The organism is Streptomyces cavernae, from assembly GCF_004023625.1.
Taxonomy (GTDB): Bacteria; Actinomycetota; Actinomycetes; order Streptomycetales; family Streptomycetaceae; genus Streptomyces; species Streptomyces cavernae.
Genome location: NZ_RPDJ01000002.1, coordinates 73,436 through 95,688, shown reverse-complemented (window position 1 = coordinate 95,688; position 22,253 = coordinate 73,436). Strand labels below are relative to the sequence as shown.

The following is a 22,253-nucleotide window of genomic DNA, read 5'->3' as shown; positions in this document are numbered from 1 at the left end:
CGGCGAAGGGCTACAGGCAGGGCTCAAGAACCGTCACCTGTCGATGATCGCCATTGGCGGTGTCATCGGCGCCGGGCTGTTCGTCGGGTCCAGTTCCGGCATCGCCACCGCGGGCCCGGGCATCCTGCTGTCGTATGCGCTCGTCGGCACGCTCGTCGTGCTCGTGATGCGGATGCTCGGCGAGATGTCCGCCGCCAACCCGACCTCCGGCTCGTTCTCGGCCCACGCCGACCGTGCGCTCGGCCGCTGGGCCGGGTTCTCCATCGGCTGGCTGTACTGGTTCTTCTGGGTGGTGGTACTTGCCGTGGAGGCCACGGCCGGTGCCGTGATCCTCGAAGGCTGGGTCCCGGCCGTCCCCCAGTGGGGCTGGGCGCTCATCGTGATGGTCGTGCTGACGGCCACGAACCTCGTCTCCGTCGGCTCCTACGGCGAGTTCGAGTTCTGGTTCGCGGGGATCAAGGTCGTGGCGATCGGCGCCTTCATCGTCATCGGCGGGCTCGCCGTCTTCGGGCTGCTCCCGGGCGTCGACAGCGACACGGCGGGGCTCGGCAACCTCACCGACCACGGCGGGTTCCTGCCGAACGGGGCCGGCGCGATCCTCACCGGAGTGCTGCTGGTCGTCTTCTCCTTCATGGGCAGCGAGATCGCCACACTCGCGGCCGGCGAGTCCGAGGACCCGCAGCGGGCCGTGACCAAGTCGACCAACAGCATCATCTGGCGGGTCGCCGTCTTCTACCTCGGCTCCATCTTCGTGGTCGTGTCGCTGCTGCCGTGGAACTCCAAGTCGATCGCCGACGAGGGGTCGTACGTCGCCGCGCTCGACTCCCTCGGTATCGCGCACGCCGGCCAGATCATGAACTTCATCGTGCTGACGTCGGTGCTGTCCTGTCTCAACTCCGGCCTCTACACGGCCTCCCGGATGGCCTTCTCGCTCGGTGAGCGGGGCGACGCGCCCAAGTCCTTCGCGCGGACCACACGCCGCGGCGTGCCGCTGGCCGCGATCGTCGCGTCGGTCGTCTTCGGGTTCGTGGCCGTCTTCTTCAACTACCGGTTCCCGGACTCGGTCTTCCTCTTCCTGGTCAACTCCTCCGGTGCGGTGGCCCTGTTCGTCTGGCTGGTGATCTGCTTCTCGCAGTTGCGGATGCGGAAGATCATCGAGCGTGAGGCGCCCGAGAGGCTGGTCGTGCGGATGTGGCTGTACCCGTATCTGACCTGGGCGACGGCCGCGTTGATCATGTTCGTGCTCGGCTACATGCTGACCGACACCGAGCACGACGGGCGGAAGACGGTGCTGCTGTCGCTGCTGGTGGCCGCTGTGGTGCTGGCGATCGCGGTGGTACGGGAGAAGGTGGGTCCGGCGGCTGTTCCGGCCTCGACGGCTGGAGCGAGGGCGGGCGGAACGACCGGGGCGAACCGGACGGTTGAGGCTGGTGCGACCGCCAAGCCCAGTGGGACCGCCAAGGCCAGTGGGACCGCGAGGACGGGCCGGGCCGCGGAGGGCGGAGGCCCGGAGAGCGGCGTAGGACCCGAGACCGGCGGAGGCCCGGAGACCGGTGGAGGCCCGGAGACCGGTGGAGGCCCGGAGGGTGAGTCCGTCAAAGCGTGAGCTCTGCGCAGCGCTGACGCCGAGGCCGGCGTACGACGCACTCGGCGCCGTCGACATCCTCGCGGTGATCTCACCGCGAGGATGTCGACGTGTTTCGTGGGCTTCCGGCTTTCTCCGGAGAGTTGGCGACCGACGGCGCCGACTCCGAATCCGGCCCCGAATCCGAATCCGGCCCCGGTTCAGAATCCGAGCGCGCCCACGGGAACTACAGCACGGTGAAGCCGGACTTGACGCCGCCGTAGACCTGCAGGGCCTCCGCCTCGACGTCCGGCTGGTACCAGGTGTTGATCTGGTAGGACATGCCGTCCGCGTCGAAGCCGAGGAGCCGTGCGTGCCAGGACACTCCGCGGAGCGTGAACGTGTACTCCCAGACGACCGCGGGCCAGCCCCGGAACGTGGTCTCCTCCAGGCGGATCTTGCGGTAGGCCTGACCCTTGCGGGCGTCGCGCTCCACTTTCTGCCACGTCCTCAGTAAGTCGCCCTCGGCGATGGACGCCTTGCCCACGATCTCCTGCTTGCTGTCCGGGGATGTGTAGTGCACTTCGGCCGCCGTCTTCACGCTGCGCCTCCAGTCGGCGGGCGGCGCCCACGCGAAGTTGCCCTCGTCGCGTGCTCCGGGAGGGAGGCTGGGCGGTCGTGAGGTGCCCCGGACGGTGGACGAAGGGCTCGCGCTGCGGGACGCCTCCCCCTTGTTGCCCGGGGTTTCGCCGGTCGCGTTGAGGACGAGGCCGGTGGTGACCGCGAGGCCGGCGACGGCGAGGGCCGCCGCGGCGGCGAGCAAAGTGCGGCGCCGGTTCGGTGGACGCTCGGTCGACTCCGAGGAGCCGGGGTCGGCGGTGGGCTGGGGGCCGGGGATGAGGCCGGGGTCGGCGTCGGGGGTGCGGCCGCGATCGGGGGTGGGGCCATGGTCAGGACGGTGGCCCGAGCCGGGGTGGTGGCCTGAGCCGAGGCCCGAGCCGGAGTGGTGGCCGGGTTCCGGCGGTTCGCCCGGTGGGTTCGGGCCTGTCGTGGGGGGTCGGCCCTGTGTCACGGTCTCCGCGTGCGGCGACCCGGGCACGCCCGGCGGGTTCTGGGCCGGGTGCAGCCCGGGTGCCGTGGTCCTTCGCGCCGGTGGTGGCGGTTCCGGCGGTGGTGCCGGTCGCGTTGGTGGCGCCGGGCTTTCGGCGTGGGCCGGTTGTTCAGCTTTCGCCGGCCGTTCAGCTTTCGCTACTGATTGTCCTGGTTTGGCTGGTTGCTCAGGTTTGGCCGATTGCTCATCTTTGGTCGGCTGCTCGGCGTCGGCCGGTACGGGATCCCGCGCCGTGCGGAGCACGGTGGTGGGCGCGTCGCCGCCGGTTTCCGGCCCCCGTGCCGGACCGTGCTCGCCCTCCGTCTCGGAGCCCATCTCGGAGCCCATCTCGGCGCCCATCTCGGCGCCCATCTCGGCGCCCGGGCCGGTGTCCGGACCGGTGTCCGGACCGGTGTCCGGACCGGTGTCCGGACCGGTGTCCGGACCGGTGTCCGGACCGGTCACCGGACCGGTGTCCGGATGCGCCGGCTGAACCCGCGGTCCGTCGAGCGCCCCACTCGGCGGCCCCGCGCCCTCCGACGAACGCGTGCCCTCCGACGAACCCGCATCCGCAAGGAAACCCGCGCCCACCGCCGAACCCGCATCCGCAAGCGAACCCGCACCCGCCGTCTCCGGACCCGCACCCGACGGTTCCGAGCCTCCTCGCTCGTCCTCCAGAGCCCGCTTCGGCGAGTGCTCGTCCTCCCCAGCCCCGTCCGACGGGTCGCCCAATGGGTCGCCGCTTGCCGTCGGCGGCGCCGCCAGCGGTCCGAGTGCCGCCGCCACCTCCTCCAACCCCGGTCGGGCCGACGGGTCCTTGTGCAGCAGGGCCGCCAGGATCCCGTGCAACTCGCCCGCGGCGGGCGGGAGCCGGGGTTCCTCGTTCAGGACTGCGTGCAGGGTCGCCCAGGTCGTCGTACGGGAGAAGGGGGAGTGGCCGCCGAGCGCCGCGCAGAGGGTGGCGCCGAGGGACCACACGTCGGACGGTGGGCCCTGGGCGCGGCCGGTGATGCGCTCGGGAGCCATGTAGTCGGGCGAACCGACCAGCATCCCGGCGGCCGTGAGCCCCTTCGTGTCCTGGATCGCGGCGATTCCGAAGTCGGTGAGCACCACCCTCGCCCCGCTCCGCCGGACCAGGACGTTGCCCGGTTTGATGTCACGGTGCAGTACGCTCCGGGCGTGCACCTCGCGCAGCGCCGCGGCCAGCCCCAGCCCGATCCGGGCCGCCTCGGGAACGTCGAGCGGTCCGTCCTCGGCCAGGATCTGTTCGAGTGAGCGGCCGTCGACCAGTTCCATGACGATCCACAGGCGCTCGCCCTCGTCCACCACGTCGTAGACCCGTACGACACCGGGGTGCTCGAACCGAGCCGTGGCCCGCGCCTCACGCAGTGTCCGCTCCCTGCGGGTTCGGGTGTCCTCCGGATCGAGTCCGCCGATTCGCATTTCCTTGACGGCGACCTGCCGGTCGAGCATTTCGTCGACGGCCCGCCACACCCGCCCCATTCCCCCCTGCCCGATAATCGCGACCAGTCGATAGCGGCCCGCCACCCGTATTCCCGGAACACCACCGTTCGCGTTTTCCGGCAATCCCCTCGCCCCCTGAACGCCCGCCCCATCCATAACGCACGGATGCACTCCGCGCCCGCACCAGCATAGTGCGGGGAAATCTTGTGGTACCTCTTCGGGTACTGCGAATTCAGGCAACAACCAAGGGGGACGAACATGGGTTCTTGTCACGTCAGGACCAGCACGGGATCGCTGCTCGCTGCATCTTTTTCCGCGGCGCTGGTCCTGTCTTCGATCCTGTCTTCCACAGCCGTGGCGGACGACCAGGGGCCGGGCAGCAGCAAGGGGGGAAAGGCCGTCGACCAGGCACCTTCAGGGGTTCGGCTGACGACCACGCTGCCCGAGCGCATCACCGTCGACAACAGCACCCGGGAGACCACGCTCACCGCGACGGTGAAGAACGGAGGGACGAAGAACAGCGGCGCCGTCAAGCTTTTGGTGGTCGGCTTCGACGGGCTGCGAGTGATGGACGTCAAGGGCTGCTCGGCGATCGCGAAGGAAAACCTTCCCGAAGGTTCGAACAGCGGTTTCAGTTGCTCCGTCGGGGATCTCGGGCCGGGGAAGTCTACGTCGTATGAAGTAGCCGCAACCTTCGATATCAAAAAGACCGGAAAGATCTGCCTTCCGGTCATGAGCGATGCCGGAAAGAAAACTTTCTGGCAGCAGGGACCGGTTCCGTTCGGTTCGACCAATCCGTCGCCGAACGCCCCGGCCACTCCCCTGCTGCTCGGCACCGACAACAAGCCGGTCGCGCCGGAGGGCGACACCGCCTCACAGGCGCCCGGCGACGACGGAACCGGCGGGGACGCACCGGGCGGGGGCACACCCGGCGGAGGCACACCGGGCAAGGAGCAGCTGCCCGTGACCGGCCCCCGTGAGGAGGCGCTGCCGCTCGCAGCCCTCGGGGCCGCGCTGATCGCCGCGGGTGCGGCGGGTCTGCGATGGACCCGCCGCCGGCCCGAACGGCAGAGCTGAGCGGAACGGTCAGAGTCGAGGAATCACTCCCGGCCGACCAGCTTCCAGGCGGCGGGCAGCAGGCCCATCGCCAGGACGGCCTTGAGTGCGTCCCCGATCAGGAAGGGGGTGAGACCCGCGGCGAACACCTCGGAGAAGGAGAAGTAACCCATGGCGGCGGCCAGGTAGGGCAGGCCGACCAGGTAGATGACCGCCTCGCCGACCAGCATGGTGCCGACCATGCGCAGCGGTGTGCGGTCGCCGCCGCGGCGGGCCAGGGCGCCCACCGCGGCGGCGGCGAACACCATGCCGATGACATAGCCGAAGGAGGGCGCGAGGACACCGGAGGTGCCCTCCGCGAACCATGGCACCCCCAGCATGCCGACGACGGCGTACAAGGCGAGGGACAAGAAGCCGCGGCCCGCGCCGAGGGCCGTGCCCACGAGCAGGGCCGCGAAGGTCTGACCGGTGACCGGGACCGGGGAGCCCGGCACGGGCACGGCGATCTGGGCGGCTACACCCGTGAGCACGGCTCCGCCCAGTACGAGGGCTATGTCGCGGACACGGGAAGCGGGCAGCAGATCGGCGAGGACCTCGCCCGGGCGGGAGGTGACGGCGGCGGTGCTCATGGGGGACTCCGCGGGTGTGAGCGGTGGTTCGGGATACCGTGACGCTAACCGAAGTCATACGAATGATCACCACCTGTGCTCGACAAAGGGATACGTCAAGCCATGGTCAACTCCGAACAAAGGGCTATTTAAACCACCTTGACTCGGAGTGATACCGGTCACTCAAAACCAGCCATCCCCTCGCGCGGACGGGGGCTGTCTAGGCAGGGCCCACCCGGTTTGCTAGCTTCGGCCCGTGGTTGCCCAGGCTGAGAACTTCGCGTCGCGTCGCTACGTCGACCTGCGACGCCAGGGCACGGCCATCTGTCGCTGCCGCGCGAGGTGACGCGGGGCGGAACGGATCCGGCTCGCCGCACCCTACGGCGCAGTGTCGGACCCGTTCCCGAGGAAGATCCAGCCACATGTCCCGTTCCACGGCCGCCCTCTTCCGGCGGACCTCCCCCGCACCCCCTGCTCCGACCGGTCTCCGGCGTGCCGTCGACAGCGACCGGCGCCGGACCAGCGCCAGCGCCGTACTGCGGTCCGTGCTGGAGCACGGACCGGTCGCCCGTAGCACCGTCGCCCGGCTGACCGGCCTCTCCCCCGCCTCGGTGACCGACCACTGCGCCCGGCTCGCCGAACTCGGCCTGATCCACGAGGCTTCCGTGCCCCGTCGGCCGGGCGGGGTCGGGCGCCCGCACGTACCGGTCGACCTGGACGACTCGCGCTTCGTGGTCGGCGGGGTGCACGTGGCGGTGACCCACACCACGGTCGCGCTGCTCGACCTGCGCGGGCGGGTGGTGGCGGAGCACCGGCTCGACCACCACCGTGACGATCGGCAGACCGGTCGGCAGAACGACCGGCAAACCGACCGGGAAGACGATCGGCAGTACGGCGGCGCGGACGCCGACCGGGTGCTGGCGCGCGCCGCCGACAGGCTGCTCGCGCTGCTGGGCGCCACGGGACGGACACCGCTGGGCGTCGGCGTTGCGACCGGCGGCTGGGTGGACCGGGATTCCGGGACGGTCGTGGAGCACTCGCCGCTGGGCTGGCGCGACGTACCCGTGCGGGACCTGGTCGAGGCGGGCACGGGACTGCCGGTCCATGTGGACGGGCACGCGCGAGCGTTGGTCAACGCGGAGCGGCTGTTCGGAGGGGCCCGGGACAGCCGGAGCGTGCTGCACCTCTTCGTGGGCCATGTGGTGGACGCGGCGTTCGCCACCAACGACGAGGTGCACCACGGTCCGCGCTCGCAGGCCGGGACGATCGCCCATCTGCTCCTGCCGGACGGCACGGAGCGGTGCGACTGCGGCCGGACGGGGTGCCTGCAGGCCGAGTTGAGTGAGCGGACGCTGTGCCGGCGGGCGGGCGAGGCCGGTGTCGTCGACGCGGTGAACGCTATGGACGTGGTCGCTGCCGCGGCAGACGGCGACGCGGTGGCCGTACGGCTGCTGGTGGAGCGGGCCCGGATGGTCGGACTGGCGGCGGGAGTGCTGCTCGACGTGCTCAACCCGGACACCGTCGTGGTCACCGAGCTCGGTGTCATCCACCGGGCGGACTGCCTCGCCGCGGTGCAAGAGGCTGCCGGACCCCACCGGGCGTCGACGGTCGTGGCGACCGCTTTCCCGGATTCGGTGCCGGCCGTGGCGGGCGGGGCGGTGGCCCTCGATGTGCTGTACCGGGATCCCCTGAGCGTGTCACCGGAGTCGACTTAATTCAGAAACTCCGAATGTTGACAGACGTTGTGTGCGATGGAGAGTATTTCTTTCATGAGTAGCGCGCGGGTTCTTTCTTCGAAGATCCGGCCGCGCCAGGTTTCGCTGACCAAGCGCCGTGTCATCGACCTGATGCGGGTCGGACGCACCCTCTGTCACTGACGCGCTGACGCGTTGACGCAGGTCACATAGGCGGTACGCAGGTGCGCCCAGACGTACCTCGCGCAGCCCGGCCGCACGCCTCGGCAGCCGCCTCCGGCCCGACTTCGCGCCGCGTCGACGATCGTTCCAAACTCTTTCCTTCGGTGCCGTCCCGGCACGTTCCGCCGCATGCGAGCGCATTGCCCTTTCCTGGCTTCGCCCTGCCCTTTTCCGGGCCCGGCCCTGCCCGGAAAAGCGTTCGCGTGCCCGGCGTACCCCGGTATTCCCGCACCGATTCCCGCATCAAGAATTCACGGAGTCCGCCATGCCACCCATGTCTCCGGCCACGTCCACGTCCGGTGTGGACCGACGGCTGTTCCTGTCCTCCCTGCTCGGTGCCGCCGCCGCGGTGGGGCTGACCGGTTGCGCGGGCAGCAGCTCCGCCGCCTCCAAGGGTTCGGCGGCGGCCGAACCGCTCGCCACCGAGGTCCCGGCCGGCACGAGCCTGAAGATCGCCTCGTTCCAGGGCACACAGCAGCTCCAGTTCAAGCTCGCCGAGCTGGGTGAGCCGCCCTTCACCGTGGCCGACTGGCCGAACATCGGCGCCGGCCCGGACGTCATCAACGCCTTCCGCGCCAAGTCCCTGGACCTCGCCAACAACGCCGGCATCCCTCCGATCCAGGCGCACTTCCAAGGCTTCGACGCGAAGATCGTCGCGATCAACATCACCCGCAAGCCCAACTACGTCTTCGCCACCAAGCCCGGCAGCGACATCAGGACCGTCGAGGACTTCAAGGGCCGGAAGCTGGCCTTCTCGCAGGGCCAGGCGCAGGGCGTGGTGCTGCTGCGGGCGCTGAAGCAGGCGGGGGTCGAGTACGAGGACGTGAACCTGGTCCCGCTGACCAGCAACCAGTTCCTCACCGCGCTGCAGGCAGGCCAGGTGGACATCGCCCCGCTCGGCAACACCCAGTCCCCCGCCTACCTCCAGCAGTACGGGGCCAAGGGGGCGCGCGTCATCACCACGGACGTCGTCGACCTGCTCAGCCTGCTGTGGGCGCCGACCTCGGTACTGAACGACAAGGCGAAGGCCGCCGCCGTCGCCGCGTACATCCCCTTCTGGGCCAGGGGCCTGGTCTGGCAGTTCGAGAACCCCGACGTCTGGAACGAGGAGTTCTACGTCAAGACGCAGAACCTGACCCTCGCGCAGGCCGAGTCGATCACAAAGCTCGCCAACAAGCCGCTGTTCCCGCCGAGCTGGGACGAGGCGATCAAGTGGGAGCAGGAGACCGCGGATCTGCTCGCCGAGGGCGGGTTCGTGAAGGCCTTCAAGGTCGACGACCTCTTCGACCACCGCTTCGAGGGAATCGCCGCGCAGTCCGTCCCGGCGGAGTACCGCAAGTGACCGCCGTGAACCCCGCGAAGGAAGCGGTGACCGCCGTGATCGCCATGACCGCCGTAAGTGAGCACGTTGATCGCGTTGACCGCGTTGACCGCGCCGACCGAGACCACGTACTGGAGCTGACGTCATGACGACCTCGACCGCGGCTCCCGCCGTCAGCAACGCGAAGACGAAGCAAGTCCCGGAGACCGGGCGGACCTGGCGGACCGGGCGGACCGGGCGGACCGGGCGGACCGGGCACCGCCGGAGTCTCGCCCCCGGTAAGCGGCTGCCCGCCACCCGGCTCATCGGGCCCGCAGTCTTCCTCGCCCTGTGGGCCGCCGCCTCCGCGGCCCACCTCCTGGACCCCGGAGCCATCGCCGCGCCCTGGACGGTCCTCGAGACCGCCGGTCAGCTGTGGACGGACGGGACGCTCACCACCGACGTCCTCACCTCGCTGGAGCGCGCCGCCTACGGCTTCGCCATCGGCCTGACCGCCGGTGTCGCCCTGGCCCTCACCTCCGGTCTGAGCCGGATCGGAGAGGCGCTGATCGACGGGACGGTCAACCTCAACCGGGCCATCCCGACCCTGGGTCTCATCCCGTTGTTCATCCTCTGGCTGGGCATCGGCGAGACCTTCAAGATCGCGATCATCGCCATCGTCGTCTACATCCCCATCTACCTCAACACGCACGCCGCGCTGTCCGGCATCGACAGCCGGTTCGTCGAACTCGCCGAGGTGCAGGGGCTGAACCGGCTCACGTTCATCCGGCGGATCGTGATCCCCGGCGCGCTGCCCGGCTTCTTCGTCGGGCTGCGGCTCGGCCTGACCGGCTCCTGGCTCTCCCTGGTGGTCCTCGAGCAGATCAACGCCACCAGCGGCCTCGGCTACATGATGTTCCAGGCGCAGAACTACGGCCGTACCGACATCATCCTGGTCGGCCTGCTGATCTACGGCGTCTTCGGCCTGGCCTCCGACAGCGCGGTCCGTCTCATCGAACGGAGGGTGCTGTCATGGCGCCGCTCGCTCAGCAACTGACCCGTCCCGCCGTCTCTCTGCGGAGCCTCACACGCTCCTTCGACGGCCGTACGGTCCTCGACTCGGTCGATCTCGACATCCCCGCCGGACAGTTCACGGCCCTGCTCGGCCACAGCGGCTCCGGCAAGTCCACCCTGCTCAGGGCCGTCGCGGGCCTGGACCACCAGGTCGTCGGCAGCGGTGAACTGACCGCTCCGGAGCGGGTGTCGGTGGTCTTCCAGGACTCCCGGCTGCTGCCCTGGCGCCGGGTCCTCGACAACGTGCTGCTCGGCACGGAGGGCAACAAGGAGGCCGCCGAGCGCGGCCGGGTCGCCCTCGCCGAGGTGGGACTCGCCGGCCGCGAACGCGCCTGGCCCAGCGAACTGTCCGGCGGCGAGCAGCAGCGTGCCGCCCTGGCCCGCTCCCTGGTCCGGGAGCCCGAACTGCTCCTCGCCGACGAGCCGTTCGGCGCCCTGGACGCACTCACCCGGATCAGGATGCACGCCCTGCTGCGCCGGCTGTGGGAGCGCCACAGGCCGTCCGTACTGCTCGTCACGCACGACGTCGACGAGGCGATCGTGCTCGCCGACCGGATCCTCGTGCTCGACGAGGGCCGGATCGTCCTCGACCTGACCATCGGCCGTGCCCATCCCCGCTCCTACCGGGACCCGCTGCTCGGCGAGTACCGGGAGCGGCTGCTCGCCGCCCTCGGTGTGCGGGAGGACGTGCCGTCGGAGGACGGCCTCGTGACGAAGGACTCCAAGTGACCCAGCACGACCGCAGACTGCACCTCAACGCGTTCCTGATGAACACCGGCCACCACGAGGCGTCGTGGCGGCTGCCGGAGAGCGATCCGTACGCGGACGTCGCACTGGACCACTACGTCAACCTGGCCCGGATCGCCGAGCGCGGTACCTTCGACTCGCTGTTCCTGGCCGACAGCCCGCAGCTGTGGGGCAGCGTCGGTCAGCGCCCGGCCGGCGCGCTGGAGCCCCTCACCCTGCTGACGGCGCTGGCGACCCTCACCGAGCACATCGGTCTGATCGCCACGGCGTCGACGTCGTACAACTCGCCCTACAACCTGGCCCGCAGGTTCGCCTCGCTGGACATCATCAGCGGTGGCCGGGCGGGCTGGAACATCGTCACCACCGCCGGCGCCGAGGCCGCCCGCAACTTCGGAGTCGACGAGGAGCCTGCGCACGCCACCCGCTACGAGCGCGCCGCGGAGTTCCTGGACGTGGCGCAGAAGCTCTGGGACAGCTGGGAGGACGACCTGATCGTCGCCGACAAGGCGGCGGGCGTCTGGGGCGACGACGCCAAGCTCCACCCGGCCCGGCACAAGGGCACCTACTTCAGCATCGAGGGCGCGCTCAACGTGCCGCGCGCGCCGCAGGGTTACCCGCTGCTCGTGCAGGCGGGCTCCTCCCAGGACGGCAAGCACTTCGCCGCCCGGTACGCGGAGGCGGTGTTCACCGCGCAGCAGACGCTGAAGGCCGCGCAGGACTTCTACGCCGACCTCAAGGCCCGTACGAAGGCGGCCGGCCGGGATCCCGGGCTCATCAAGGTGCTGCCGGGAATCGTCCCGGTGATCGGTTCCACCGAGGCCGAGGCGCGCGCCCACGAGCAGGTCCTGGAGAACCACATCGTGTACGGGCACGGCCTGGAGCGTCTGGAGGGCCTGCTGCAACTGCGGCCCGGGACCCTGGAGCTGGACGGGCGACTGCCCGCCGACCTGCCGCCGGAGAGCGCCATCGAGGGCGCCAGGAGCCGCTACACGCTGGTCGTGGAGCTGGCCCGGCAGGAGAGGCTCACCGTCCGGCAGCTCATCGGCAGGCTCGGCGGCGGACGCGGACATCTGACGTTCGCCGGTACGCCGGAGCAGGTCGCGGACGAGATCGAGCGGTGGTTCACGCTCGGCGCCGCCGACGGCTTCAACATCATGCCCGCCGTGCTGCCGTCCGGGCTTGAGCTGTTCGTCGAGCACGTGGTGCCGATCCTGCGCACCCGCGGTCTGCTCCGCACGGAGTACGGGCCGCGCCAGACCCTCCGCGAGCGCTACGGCCTCCCCCGCCCGGAGAACCAGTACCTCGCCCCCGCCCCCGCACTCGCCACCCACTGAGAGGACCGCCGCACATGCCCGAGATCGAGATCCGCAAGGTCACCGCGAACATCGGCGCCCAGGTGCTGGGCGTCGACGTCTCGGGGCCGCTGGACGAGGAGACCGTCGCCGTGCTGCGCGAGGCCCTCAACGTCCACAAGGCCCTGGTCTTCGACGACGTGAACCTGGACGACGAGACCCACCAGGCCTTCGCCGCCCGCTTCGGCGGCCTCACCACCGCCCATCCCACCGTGCCCGCCGTCGACGGCACCCCGAACGTGCTGCCCGTCGACAGCGAGCGCGGCCGGGCCAACCACTGGCACACCGACGTCACGTTCGTCCTCAACCCGCCGCAGGTCACGACCCTGCGCAGCATCACCGTCCCGCCGTACGGGGGCGAGACCCTGATCGCCAATTCGGCCGCCGCGTACCGGAATCTGCCGGAGCCGCTGCGCGCCCTCGCCGACACGCTGTGGGCCGAGCACACCAACGACTACGACTACGCGGTGCCGGACGAGGACGTCGACGAGGAGAAGGCCGCGCAGCGCGCCCAGTTCACTGCCGTCAAGTACCGCACCGTCCACCCGGTGGTCCGGGTCCACCCGCTGACCGGCGAACGCGGTCTGTTCATCGGCGGGTTCGCGCAGCGGATCGTGGGTCTTTCGGTGGGCGAGTCGCGCAAGGTCCTGGACCTGCTCCAGGCGTACGTGACCCGGCCGGAGAACGTGCTGCGCCGGCGCTGGTCCCCCAACCAGCTGGTCGTCTTCGACAACCGCATCACCCAGCACTACGCCATCGACAACTACGACGGCCTGCCGCGCCGGCTGCACCGGGTGACCGTCGCCGGTGACGTACCGGTCGGCATCGAGGGCAAGGAGAGCTACTCGATCGAGGGTGACGCCTCGCACTACACGGAGGTGTACGCAGAGGTCGCCTGATCCGGGGCGGAGCAGGGCCCTCGCGCGGAGGACGGTTTCGTGCGAGGGCCCTTTCGCATGCCTGAGCACACATTCCCAGTCTGTTGCTGTTAGCTTGTTGTTGCAAGTCACTTGCAATAATGGGTCGGAGGGACCGCCATGCCCGTCTACACGTTGCCTGAACTGCCGTACGACTACTCCGCGCTCGCTCCCGTCATCAGCCCCGAGATCATCGAGCTGCACCACGACAAGCACCACGCGGCCTATGTGAAGGGCGCCAACGACACGCTGGAGCAGCTCGCAGAGGCGCGGGACAAGGAGACGTGGGGCGCGATCAACGGCCTGGAGAAGAACCTGGCCTTCCATCTCTCCGGCCACATCCTGCACTCGGTCTACTGGCAGAACATGGCCGGCGACGGCGGCGGCGAGCCGCTGGCGGTGGACGGGGTGGGCGAGCTCGCGGACGCGATCACCGAGTCCTTCGGGTCCTTCGCCGGTTTCAAGGCCCAGTTGTCCAAGGCCGCCGCCACGACCCAGGGCTCCGGCTGGGGCGTCCTCGCGTACGAGCCGCTGAGCGGCCGGCTGATCGTCGAGCAGGTCTACGACCACCAGGGCAACGTGGGCCAGGGCGCGACTCCGATCCTGGTCTTCGACGCCTGGGAGCACGCCTTCTACCTCCAGTACCGGAACCAGAAGGTCGACTTCATCGACGCGATGTGGCAGGTCGTGAACTGGCAGGACGTCGCACGGCGTTACGAGGCCGCGAAGTCCCGTACGGACGTGCTGCTGCTCGCACCCTGACGGCGCCCTCCTTTCGGCACCTGTTCGGCACACGCCGTCGCCGAGGCGTCCTGCTCGTGATCGCCTTCTCACCCTTCACGGCGCAGGCGGAAGAAGGGCCGGCCCCCGCGAGGACGTGACTCGCGGGGGTCTGCCCATGCCGGTGGTGGCTGGAACGGCTGAGAAACCCGGCCGGTCGACCTGTCTGGATCGAGGGACGTTGCCAGTCCCTCCTGACACTCTTCTCCCATGGACACCACCGACTTCTGGGCGCTGATCGAGCGGGCGCGCCGCCGGGTCGCCGACCCGTCGGACAGTGAGACGGTCGCCGAGGAGGCGGTCGCACTGCTCGCGGTCCGCCCGGTCGAGGAGATCGTCGCCGCCCAGCAGGCTTTCTGGGAGCTGATGGCCCTGTCCTACCGCAGTGCCCTGTGGGGTGCGGCGCACATCGTCAACGGCGGCTGCTCGGACGACGCCTTCGAGTACTTCCGCGGCTGGCTGATCACCCAGGGCCGGGAGACCTTCGAACGGGTCGTGGCGGACCCCGACGCGCTCGCCGACCTCACGGTGATCCGTGACTCGGTGTACGACGGGCTGGCGGTGGACGGCGAGGTGGCGCTGTCCATCGCCTGGGACGCGCACCTCAAGGCGACGGGCGAACACCTGCCTTCCGGCGGCTTCCGCGTCGAGTACGCCCACCCCGGCCCGGCCTGGGACTTGGACGACCCAGAGGAGACGGCACGCCAACTGCCACGTCTGTCGGCACTGTTCGCACGGTGAGGGGGCGCCGCGGGCGGCACGGCGTGGCCGACGCGGGCGATCCCGCCGACGGGGGCGATCCCGTCGGTGGGGGCGGCGCGGCCGACGCGGGGCAGCGCGGCCGACCCTGGGCCACCCCGGTCGGCCCTGGGCCACCCCGGTCGGCCCAGGTCGGCCCGGAGCACCCCGGTCAACGCCGGCAATCGCGCGGCGGCCGCGGAGCGACCCCGCCGGCGCGGGGGCGGCCCGGTGGCCGTCCCCGGTCCGGTCGCCACGCGGGGGATCACAGGTTGCTGAAGTCCGGCCCCGCCGTCCGGGTGCGCTTGATCTCGTAGAAGCCGGGGACGGAGGCGACGAGCAGGGTTCCGTCCCAGAGCTTCGCCGCCTCCTCGCCCTTGGGGGCGGGGGTGACGACCGGGCCGAAGAAGGCGATCTGCTCGCCGTCCGCGCCGGGGACGGCGATCACGGGCGTGCCGACGTCCTGGCCGACCTTGTCGATGCCCTCCTTGTGGGAGGCGCGCAGCTCGGCGTCGAACTCGAAGTCCTCCTGCTCGGCATAGTCGATGAGGTCCGCGGGGAGGCCGACCTCGTCGAGGGCCGCGGCTATCGCCTCCAGGGTCGGGCCCTGGCCCTCGTTGTGGAAGCGGTTGCCGAGCGCGGTGTAGAGCGGGCCCAGTATGTCGTCGCCGTGCTTCTGCCAGGCCGCGGTCACCACCCGGATCGGCTTCCAGGCGTGCGCGGCGAGCATCTCGCGGTATTCCTCGGGCAGCTCGTCCAGCTTCGGCTCGTTCAGCACGGCGAGGCTCATGATGTGCCAGCGCACCTCGATGTCCCGGACCTTCTCCACCTCCAGCACCCAGCGGGAGGTCATCCAGGCCCAGGGGCACAGCGGATCGAACCAGAAGTCGACGGGGGTCTTGCCGGAGGTGTTCCCGGAGATGTTCTCGGACATTGTTCTCCTCGTACGACGGTCAGTCTCTGCAGGCCCAACATCACTGGTCATGCCTGCCATTCCCGAGTGCCGGGGGCCACTGCCGCATGGCAGGATCAGCGGTGTTCGAAGGTAACAAGCGAGCCCGAGGGAGTGCCGTCCGTGCCCGGTGAGAATCTGTCCCGTGACGAGGCCCAGGAGCGGGCGGCCCTGCTGTCCGTCGACGGGTACGAGGTGTCCCTCGACGTGCGCTCCGCCGTGGGCGACGCGGGCACCGGGCCGCGCACCTTCCGGTCGGTGACGACGATCCGGTTCCGCTGCGCCGAGCCGGGCGCGAGCAGCTTCGCGGACCTGATCGCGCCGAGCGTCACCGCGGTCTCCCTGAACGGCCGCGACCTCGACCCGGGCGAGGTCTTCGACGGTTCGCGGATCGTGCTGGAGGACCTCGCCGCCGACAACGAACTCGTGGTGGACGCCCAGTGCGCCTACTCCCGCACCGGTGAGGGGCTGCACCGCTTCGTCGACCCGGAGGACGGCGAGGTCTACCTCTACACGCAGTACGAGCCCGCCGACTCGCGCCGGGTCTTCGCGAACTTCGAGCAGCCCGACCTGAAGGCGCCCTTCACGTTCTCCGTCATCGCGCCGGACCACTGGAAGGTGCTCGGCAACGAGGCGGTGAGCCGGATCGAGCCGTGGGGCGCCGGCGAGGGCAACGCCGTCTTCTGCTTCGCCCCCACCCGGCCCATCTCCACGTACATCACCGCGATCCTCGCCGGGCCGTACCACTACGTCGAGGACCACTACAGCCGCACCCTGCCGGACGGCAGCACGCTGGAGATCCCGCTCGGCGCGCTGTGCCGCAAGGGCCTCGCCAAGCACTTCGACGCCGACGACGTATTCCTGGTGACCAAGCAGGGCCTGGACTTCTTCCACGACCACTTCGACTACCCGTACCCGTTCGGGAAGTACGACCAGGCGTTCGTGCCGGAGTACAACCTGGGTGCGATGGAGAACCCGGGCCTGGTCACGTTCCGCGAGGAGTTCATCTTCCGCGGGCGGGTGACGCAGGCGTCGTACGAGCGCCGGACCAATGTGATCCTGCACGAGATGGCGCACATGTGGTTCGGCGACCTGGTCACCATGCGCTGGTGGGACGACCTGTGGTTGAAGGAGTCGTTCGCGGACTTCATGGGGACCTTCTCCATGGTGGAGGCGACCCGGTTCACCAGCGGATGGGTCACCTTCGCCAACAACCGCAAGGCGTGGGCGTACCGCGCCGACCAGCTGCCGTCCACCCACCCGATCACGGCCGACATCCGCGACTTGCAGGACGCGAAGCTCAACTTCGACGGGATCACCTACGCCAAGGGCGCCTCCGTGCTGAAGCAGCTGGTGGCGTACGTCGGACGGGACGCCTTCCTGGAGGGCGCGCGGCGCTACTTCAAACGGCACGCCTACGGCAACACCGAGCTGGGCGACCTGTTGTCGGTGCTGGAGGAGACCAGCGGGCGGGATCTGGCCGCCTGGTCGCGGGCCTGGCTGCAGACGGCGGGGGTCAACTCCCTCACGCCACAGGTACTGCTGGACGCCGAAGGACGCGTCGACGAGCTCGCGGTGCTCCAGGAGGCGCGCGAGTCGCACCCCACGCTGCGGCCGCACCGCGTCGCCGTGGGCCTGTACCGGCGGGGCGAGGGCGGGGCCCTGGAACGCTACGCGCGCGCCGAGACCGACGTCGACGGGCCGCGGACGCTGGTGCGGGAACTGGCCGGGCAGGAGGCGCCGGAGCTGGTCCTGGTCAACGACGACGACCTCACGTACTGCAAGATCCGTTTCGACGAGGAGTCGCTCGCCACGCTCCACGCCCACCTCGGTGACCTCACCGACCCGCTGGCGCGGGCGCTGTGCTGGTCCGCGCTGTGGAACATGACACGGGACGCGCTGCTGCCGGCCCGGGACTTCGTCGACCTGGTGCTGCGGTTCGCGGGCCGCGAGTCCGACATGGGGGTGCTGCAGATGCTGCACGCCTGGGCGGACTCGGCCCTCACCTTCTACGCGGCCCCCGAGTGGCGGGAGGCGGGCGGCCGGCTGCTCGCCGAGGGCGCGCTGAAGGAGCTGCGGCTGGCGGAGCCCGGTAGCCAGCACCAGCTCACCTGGGCGCGGTTCTTCGCGTCGGTGGCGTCGACCGCGGCCGATCTCCAGCTGCTGCGGGGACTGCTGGACGGCACCGCGGAGGTCGACGGGCTCGAGGTGGACCAGGAGCTGCGCTGGGCGTTCCTGGAGCCGCTGGCCACGCACGGCGTGGCGGACGAGGCGGCGCTGGCGGCGGAACTCGCCCGCGACGACACGGCCTCCGGCAAGCGGCACCAGGTCCGCTGCCTCGCCGCACGGCCCTCGGCGGCGGTCAAGGCGCAGGCGTGGGCGCAGGTGGTCGAGTCGGACACGCTGTCGAACGCGCTGGTGGAGGCCACGATCGCCGGGTTCGCCCAGCCCTCGCAGCGGGAGCTCGGGGCGCCCTACGTCGCCAAGTACTTCGAGGCGATCGAGCGGGTGTGGGCCGAGCGGTCGATCCAGATCGGGATCCACGTGGTGCGGGGCCTGTTCCCGTCCCTCCAGGACTCCCCAGCGACGCTGGAGGCGACGGACGCCTGGCTCGCCTCGCACGAGGCCGCGCCTCCGGCGCTGCGCCGGCTGGTCCTCGAGTCCCGGGACGACCTCGCCCGCGCCCTGCGGGCCCAGGAGCGCGACGCGGCGGCGACGGAGCAGGCGTAGGCCTAGGCGTAGGTCACTTACAGGGACGCCCGGCCGGCCCCCGGGCGGGGGCAACCGGGCGTCAACCTGGCTTGCCTCGCACGACCGTTACGGAATACAGAAAATCGACCCCGTAACCCCCGTACGGACCAGCCCCTTTCGACGGTCGAACACTTGCACTTTAGGGCGATCTTGTCCGCATTTGTCGACGGAACTGTAACAGCGGTTCAAGGGCGCACGGAGGGCGGGAGATTTCCGGTCATGAACCACAACACCCCGCTCTCCCCCCGCCCCCTCAGCCGGCTGTCCGACGTACGGCAGCGGGTGCTGAGCACGGCCCAGTTGCGGGCGCACGGCGTCACCACCGCCGAGATCAACGAACACTGCCGGCCGGGTGGCGGCTGGCAGCAACTGCTGCCGGGCGTCTTCGTGCTGCACCCGGGCCCAGCCACCGGCGAGGAGCGGCTGCACGCGGCCCTGCGCTACGCGGCGCGCCCGCTTCGTGACGCCTCCGTCCCGGCCCAGCCCGCCGCGGGTGAGGCGCACACCACGCAGCCATACCCGGACGCGATGATCACCGGCCTGGCCGCGCTCGCCCTGTACCGCTTCCCGTCCGCGCCGTCGCTGCTGACGCTCGACCGCATCGACGTCCTGGTCCCCAGGCTCCGGCGGCTGCGCTCGGCCGGTTTCGCCCGGATCGTGCGCGCCCCCGCGCTGCCGGAGCCCGCGACGGTCATCGGCCTGCCGGTGGCGCCCGCGGCGCGGGCGCTCGCGGACGCCGTGCGGGAGCTCGCGGACGCGACGGTGGTGCGTCGGCTGCTCACCGAGGCGGTACGCGGCCGGCACTGCGAACCGTCCGCGGTGGTACGGGAGTTGAGCCAGGCCCGGCTGCTGGGCCGACCGCATGTGGTGGACGCCGTGGACTCACTGCTTGCCGAGGGGCGGGCCATCGCCGAGGACCGGCTCTACCGGATGGTGCGCGAGCACGGACTGCCCGACCCGCTGTGGAACGTGGATCTGCGCCTCCCGGGCGGCCCGCACCTCGGCGGTGTGGACGCCTACTGGCCCGATCACGCGGTCGCGCTGGAGCTGGACACGCGGAGCCCACAGCAGGCGCACGGCCCGGACGACGACGCGCAGATGTCGGAATACGCCCGCAAGCGCGAGTGTCTGGAGCGGCTCGGCATCACGGTCGTGCACGTCACGCCGAAGAAGCTGCGGGATGCGCTGGAGCAGCAGGCGACCGTCGTGCGGACGGCGCTGATGGCCGCCGCCGACCGTGAGCCGGCGGCGCGGGTGGTGGTACTGCCCCGCTGACCGGTCGGTCGGCCGGGGACCTCAGCGGGAAGAGGAGGGGCCGCCGAGGGACCACTGGGCATCAGGAGGGGAGACGAGGGGCCGCCGGACCACGGCGGCCCCTCCTCATGCCTGCCCAGCCCCTCCTCATGCCCAGCCCGTCCTCACGCCCGGCACCTCGTCACGCCCGGCACCTCGTCACGCCCGGCACCTCGTCATGCACGACCCCTGGCCCCTCCCCATGCCCGACCGCAGACCGTATGCGACTCCGTCGTGTCCGGCTCCGATCCGGCGATGGAGAAGCGATTCTTCAGACCGGCAGACCGTACGCACGGTCGAAGTGCTGGGCCACCAGGTGCCCTTCGCCGTCACAGGACAGCTGCCAGTCGTTGATACCGGTCTCCCTGCCGTCGGTGAAGTTCCACAGGAGCCGCCCCGAGGCGGTGTCGATCGCGTAGAAGCCGTTGCTGTTCTGAAAGGCCGGAACGTAGAGCTTGCGGCGGCCCACGGCGATGTGGTTGTCGACGTTGAGGCGGGGGGTTTCGCAGAACCAGCGCCGGGAGCCGTTGGCCGCGCTGAAGGCGTACACGCCACTGGGGTCCGTACCGGTGGCGTACACGGTGTTCCCGGCGACGCCCAGCGAGGCGAACTGGCCGCGATCGGCCTTCACCCGCCAGCGGAGCTTGCCGGTGACGAGGTCCAGCGCGATGAGTTCGGATCCGATGGCGAAGACGGTGCGGCCGAGGACGGCGAGGCCCGGCCGGAGGTCGTAGCCGACGGGGTGCCGCCACAGCACGCTGCCGCTGTCCCCGGTCCTGCGGACCGTGACGTTGCGCAGCCCGTCCGCGTAGACGAAGTAGCCCGGGAGGACGACCGGTTCCAGCGGGATGCCGATGTCTTCGGGGCTGATCGGTATGACCAGCGCGCGACGGGCCTGGATGTCGATGCCGAAGACCGTGTTCGTGGACGTCGCGACGCCCTGCTCCGCCGACTGGCGCTGGAGCCGGACGCCGATGGCGGAGACGACGGAGCCGCCGTAGGAGCCGAAGAGCTGGTCGAACCGGTAGTCGGCGCCGAAGTCGAGGGTGAACTTCTCCGTGCCGGTGGCCGCGTCGACCCCGATCACCGTGGCTCCTGTGCCGAGCGCGACCACGACGCCATCGACCAGGAGGGCCGGGGTGGGCGATTGGCTGATGCCCTGGTAGACCCACCTGGGCTGGGAGCCGTTCTGCACGTCGAGGCAGAGGATGTTCCCCGGGCGGGCCTTGAGCAGGGCCGTGCCGTTGGTGAAGACGGCCGGGGCCTGCAGCAGCGGACCTCCGCGATAGATCCAGGTCGGCTCCGGAGCGGGGCCGAGCGGCTGCACGGCGTGTGCGACCGTCCGCTTCTTGGCGATCAGCAACCCGGCACCACCGACGAGGGCCGTGCCCACCGAGGCGGCGAGGACGGTGCGCCGGGAGACACGGGACCACGTGCGGGCCCGGTGGTGTGCGGGCGGGGTGGGGCGTTCCGGTTCCGCCGCCTCGGAGAACTGGCAGGGTTCCGGTGCCCGCACTTCGGTGAGGACCCCGACGCCGGCGGCGGCGGAGTCGTACGCCCGCCGCGTCCCGGTCGCGGAGCCCGCCGCTTGCGGGCAGTTGGCGGGCGGCACCGAATCGTGCGGGTCGGCGGTGTAGGAGGTGAGCCGGTCCCACTCCCGCGCCGCGATGTCGAGGTCCATCACGGCCGCCGTGTAACCGGCGATCGTGGCGGCCACCGGCGCGGGCAGCCAGCCGTCCTTGAACATCTGCTCGGCGCCGCCGGGCGCGCAGGCCGCGGAGAGCCGGTCGGGAGTGATCCGCAGGCTCGGGTCCTTGGCTAGACAGAGGCTGATGATCTTGTCCAATGGCTCGGGCACCCGGGTCAGATCGGGTGAGCCGTGCACCACCTGGTAGAGCAGTGCGGCCGCCGCGGCCCCGCTGAACGGCGCGTGTCCGGACGCGGCGAACGCGAGCACCGATCCGAGGCAGAAGATGTCCCCCGCCGGACCCATCGGATCACCGGTGGCCTGCTCGGGGCACATGTACTCCAGGGACCCGAAGAGGGTTCCGGAACCGGTGAGTTCGTAGCCGTCCAGCGCCCGGACGATGCCGAAGTCGATGACGCGCGGGCCGTCCGAGGCCAGCAGTACGTTGGTCGGTTTGAGGTCGCGGTGCACCATCCCGGCGGCGTGCACGGCGATCAGCGCCTCGGCGATGCCGGCACCCAGCCCGAGCACCGTCTCCACCGGCAGCGGCCCGTGTTCGCTCACCGCCTCGGCCAGCGTGGGGCCGGGTATGTAGGCGGTGGCCAGCCAGGGGGTCTCGGCGTCCGGTTCGGCGTCCACCACGGGCGCCGTGTAGATCCCGCCGACCGCCCGTGCGGCCTCCGCCTCGCGTCGGAAACGGATGCGGAAGTTCTTGTCCTCCATCATCTCGGGGCGGATGGCCTTGACCGCGACGGTCTCCCCGTGCGAGGACCTGGCGAGATAGACCCGGCCCATGCCGCCTGCGCCGAGCCGTGCCACAAGACGGTAGGGGCCCAGTTGCTCGGGATCGTCGGGGCGCAGTGGTTCCATGGCCTCGGCCGCCTGTTCTCGGTACGCCGGCGGGAGTCGGCCCGCCTGGGGGGCGAAGTGTGACGGGGTCCGTCCGGGCGACCGTCTGCGGCTT

At 70.7% G+C, this 22,253-nt stretch carries 16 protein-coding genes; 12 read left to right on the top strand and 4 right to left on the bottom strand.

What is annotated here, in order from left to right:
* Positions 1-43: 43 nt before the first annotated feature.
* On the top strand, positions 44-1,606 hold the full coding sequence (locus tag EF387_RS12950; RefSeq protein ID WP_238431491.1) for an amino acid permease: 1,563 nt from the start codon (positions 44-46) through the stop codon (positions 1,604-1,606).
* A gap of 205 nt (positions 1,607-1,811) precedes the next feature.
* Here EF387_RS12950 and EF387_RS12945 read toward each other — a convergent pair whose 3' ends face one another.
* Positions 1,812-4,157, bottom strand: coding sequence for a serine/threonine protein kinase (locus EF387_RS12945; RefSeq protein WP_238431490.1), 2,346 nt, complete (start codon positions 4,155-4,157; stop codon positions 1,812-1,814).
* Positions 4,158-4,376: 219 nt separating this feature from the next.
* On the opposite strand from EF387_RS12945, the gene EF387_RS12940 reads away from it, so the two are divergent.
* A complete protein-coding gene (locus EF387_RS12940) occupies positions 4,377-5,195 on the top strand; it encodes a hypothetical protein (RefSeq protein WP_128376943.1) in 819 nt (272 codons plus the stop codon).
* Between the two features lie 23 nt (positions 5,196-5,218).
* Here EF387_RS12940 and EF387_RS12935 read toward each other — a convergent pair whose 3' ends face one another.
* The gene (locus EF387_RS12935) at positions 5,219-5,803 is read right to left on the bottom strand and encodes a biotin transporter BioY (protein ID WP_128376682.1); all 585 of its coding nucleotides are present in this window, start codon (positions 5,801-5,803) and stop codon (positions 5,219-5,221) included.
* 401 nt (positions 5,804-6,204) lie between these two features.
* Between EF387_RS12935 and EF387_RS12930 the strand changes: the two genes are divergently transcribed.
* The 8 genes from EF387_RS12930 to EF387_RS12895 all read left to right on the top strand — a co-directional run bounded on the left by EF387_RS12930 (position 6,205) and on the right by EF387_RS12895 (position 14,609).
* Positions 6,205-7,497 carry an ROK family transcriptional regulator gene (locus EF387_RS12930; protein ID WP_128376681.1) on the top strand — a complete coding sequence of 431 codons (1,293 nt, stop codon included), beginning with the start codon at positions 6,205-6,207 and terminating at the stop codon, positions 7,495-7,497.
* 466 nt (positions 7,498-7,963) lie between these two features.
* On the top strand, positions 7,964-9,040 hold the full coding sequence (locus tag EF387_RS12925) for an ABC transporter substrate-binding protein (protein WP_128376680.1): 1,077 nt from the start codon (positions 7,964-7,966) through the stop codon (positions 9,038-9,040).
* A gap of 124 nt (positions 9,041-9,164) precedes the next feature.
* Complete coding sequence (locus EF387_RS12920; RefSeq protein ID WP_128376679.1) at positions 9,165-10,055, top strand: ABC transporter permease; 891 nt, start codon at positions 9,165-9,167, stop codon at positions 10,053-10,055.
* The gene (locus tag EF387_RS12915; protein ID WP_128376678.1) at positions 10,031-10,801 is read left to right on the top strand and encodes an ABC transporter ATP-binding protein; all 771 of its coding nucleotides are present in this window, start codon (positions 10,031-10,033) and stop codon (positions 10,799-10,801) included. Before EF387_RS12920 ends, EF387_RS12915 begins: the two co-directional genes overlap by 25 nt.
* A complete protein-coding gene (locus EF387_RS12910) occupies positions 10,798-12,153 on the top strand; it encodes an LLM class flavin-dependent oxidoreductase (RefSeq protein WP_274388940.1) in 1,356 nt (451 codons plus the stop codon). Before EF387_RS12915 ends, EF387_RS12910 begins: the two co-directional genes overlap by 4 nt.
* 14 nt (positions 12,154-12,167) lie before the next feature.
* Positions 12,168-13,070: a TauD/TfdA dioxygenase family protein gene (locus EF387_RS12905; protein ID WP_128376677.1), complete on the top strand. Its 903-nt coding sequence runs from the start codon at positions 12,168-12,170 to the stop codon at positions 13,068-13,070.
* Positions 13,071-13,208: 138 nt separating this feature from the next.
* Positions 13,209-13,850 carry a superoxide dismutase gene (locus EF387_RS12900; protein WP_128376676.1) on the top strand — a complete coding sequence of 214 codons (642 nt, stop codon included), beginning with the start codon at positions 13,209-13,211 and terminating at the stop codon, positions 13,848-13,850.
* Positions 13,851-14,078: 228 nt separating this feature from the next.
* Positions 14,079-14,609, top strand: a complete 531-nt coding sequence (locus EF387_RS12895; RefSeq protein ID WP_128376675.1) for a DUF4240 domain-containing protein — start codon at positions 14,079-14,081, stop codon at positions 14,607-14,609.
* A 262-nt stretch (positions 14,610-14,871) separates the two neighbouring features.
* Here the strand turns inward: EF387_RS12895 and EF387_RS12890 are convergent, their stop codons facing one another.
* Positions 14,872-15,540, bottom strand: a complete 669-nt coding sequence (locus EF387_RS12890) for a mycothiol-dependent nitroreductase Rv2466c family protein (RefSeq protein WP_128376674.1) — start codon at positions 15,538-15,540, stop codon at positions 14,872-14,874.
* Between the two features lie 141 nt (positions 15,541-15,681).
* Here EF387_RS12890 and pepN point away from each other — a divergent pair, with 141 nt between their 5' ends.
* Both pepN and EF387_RS12880 read left to right on the top strand, forming a co-directional pair.
* Positions 15,682-18,288, top strand: a complete 2,607-nt coding sequence (pepN, locus tag EF387_RS12885; RefSeq protein WP_128376673.1) for an aminopeptidase N — start codon at positions 15,682-15,684, stop codon at positions 18,286-18,288.
* Between the two features lie 240 nt (positions 18,289-18,528).
* Positions 18,529-19,584, top strand: coding sequence for a hypothetical protein (locus EF387_RS12880; RefSeq protein WP_128376672.1), 1,056 nt, complete (start codon positions 18,529-18,531; stop codon positions 19,582-19,584).
* Between the two features lie 289 nt (positions 19,585-19,873).
* Here EF387_RS12880 and EF387_RS12875 read toward each other — a convergent pair whose 3' ends face one another.
* Positions 19,874-22,159 carry a protein kinase domain-containing protein gene (locus tag EF387_RS12875; protein ID WP_128376671.1) on the bottom strand — a complete coding sequence of 762 codons (2,286 nt, stop codon included), beginning with the start codon at positions 22,157-22,159 and terminating at the stop codon, positions 19,874-19,876.
* Positions 22,160-22,253: the final 94 nt, after the last annotated feature.

What these genes read in the sequence shown, in the direction of transcription:
- EF387_RS12920 (WP_128376679.1), top strand. Translation starts at nt 9,165, where the DNA reads ATGACGACCTCGACCGCGGCTCCCGCCGTCAGCAACGCGAAGACGAAG.
- EF387_RS12880 (WP_128376672.1), top strand. Translation starts at nt 18,529, where the DNA reads ATGAACCACAACACCCCGCTCTCCCCCCGCCCCCTCAGCCGGCTGTCC.
- EF387_RS12890 (WP_128376674.1), bottom strand. Translation starts at nt 15,540, where the DNA reads ATGTCCGAGAACATCTCCGGGAACACCTCCGGCAAGACCCCCGTCGAC.
- EF387_RS12945 (WP_238431490.1), bottom strand. Translation starts at nt 4,157, where the DNA reads ATGGGGCGGGTGTGGCGGGCCGTCGACGAAATGCTCGACCGGCAGGTC.
- EF387_RS12900 (WP_128376676.1), top strand. Translation starts at nt 13,209, where the DNA reads ATGCCCGTCTACACGTTGCCTGAACTGCCGTACGACTACTCCGCGCTC.
- EF387_RS12905 (WP_128376677.1), top strand. Translation starts at nt 12,168, where the DNA reads ATGCCCGAGATCGAGATCCGCAAGGTCACCGCGAACATCGGCGCCCAG.
- EF387_RS12895 (WP_128376675.1), top strand. Translation starts at nt 14,079, where the DNA reads ATGGACACCACCGACTTCTGGGCGCTGATCGAGCGGGCGCGCCGCCGG.
- EF387_RS12925 (WP_128376680.1), top strand. Translation starts at nt 7,964, where the DNA reads ATGCCACCCATGTCTCCGGCCACGTCCACGTCCGGTGTGGACCGACGG.
- EF387_RS12930 (WP_128376681.1), top strand. Translation starts at nt 6,205, where the DNA reads ATGTCCCGTTCCACGGCCGCCCTCTTCCGGCGGACCTCCCCCGCACCC.
- EF387_RS12875 (WP_128376671.1), bottom strand. Translation starts at nt 22,159, where the DNA reads ATGGAACCACTGCGCCCCGACGATCCCGAGCAACTGGGCCCCTACCGT.
- EF387_RS12940 (WP_128376943.1), top strand. Translation starts at nt 4,377, where the DNA reads ATGGGTTCTTGTCACGTCAGGACCAGCACGGGATCGCTGCTCGCTGCA.
- EF387_RS12950 (WP_238431491.1), top strand. Translation starts at nt 44, where the DNA reads ATGATCGCCATTGGCGGTGTCATCGGCGCCGGGCTGTTCGTCGGGTCC.
- EF387_RS12915 (WP_128376678.1), top strand. Translation starts at nt 10,031, where the DNA reads ATGGCGCCGCTCGCTCAGCAACTGACCCGTCCCGCCGTCTCTCTGCGG.
- EF387_RS12935 (WP_128376682.1), bottom strand. Translation starts at nt 5,803, where the DNA reads ATGAGCACCGCCGCCGTCACCTCCCGCCCGGGCGAGGTCCTCGCCGAT.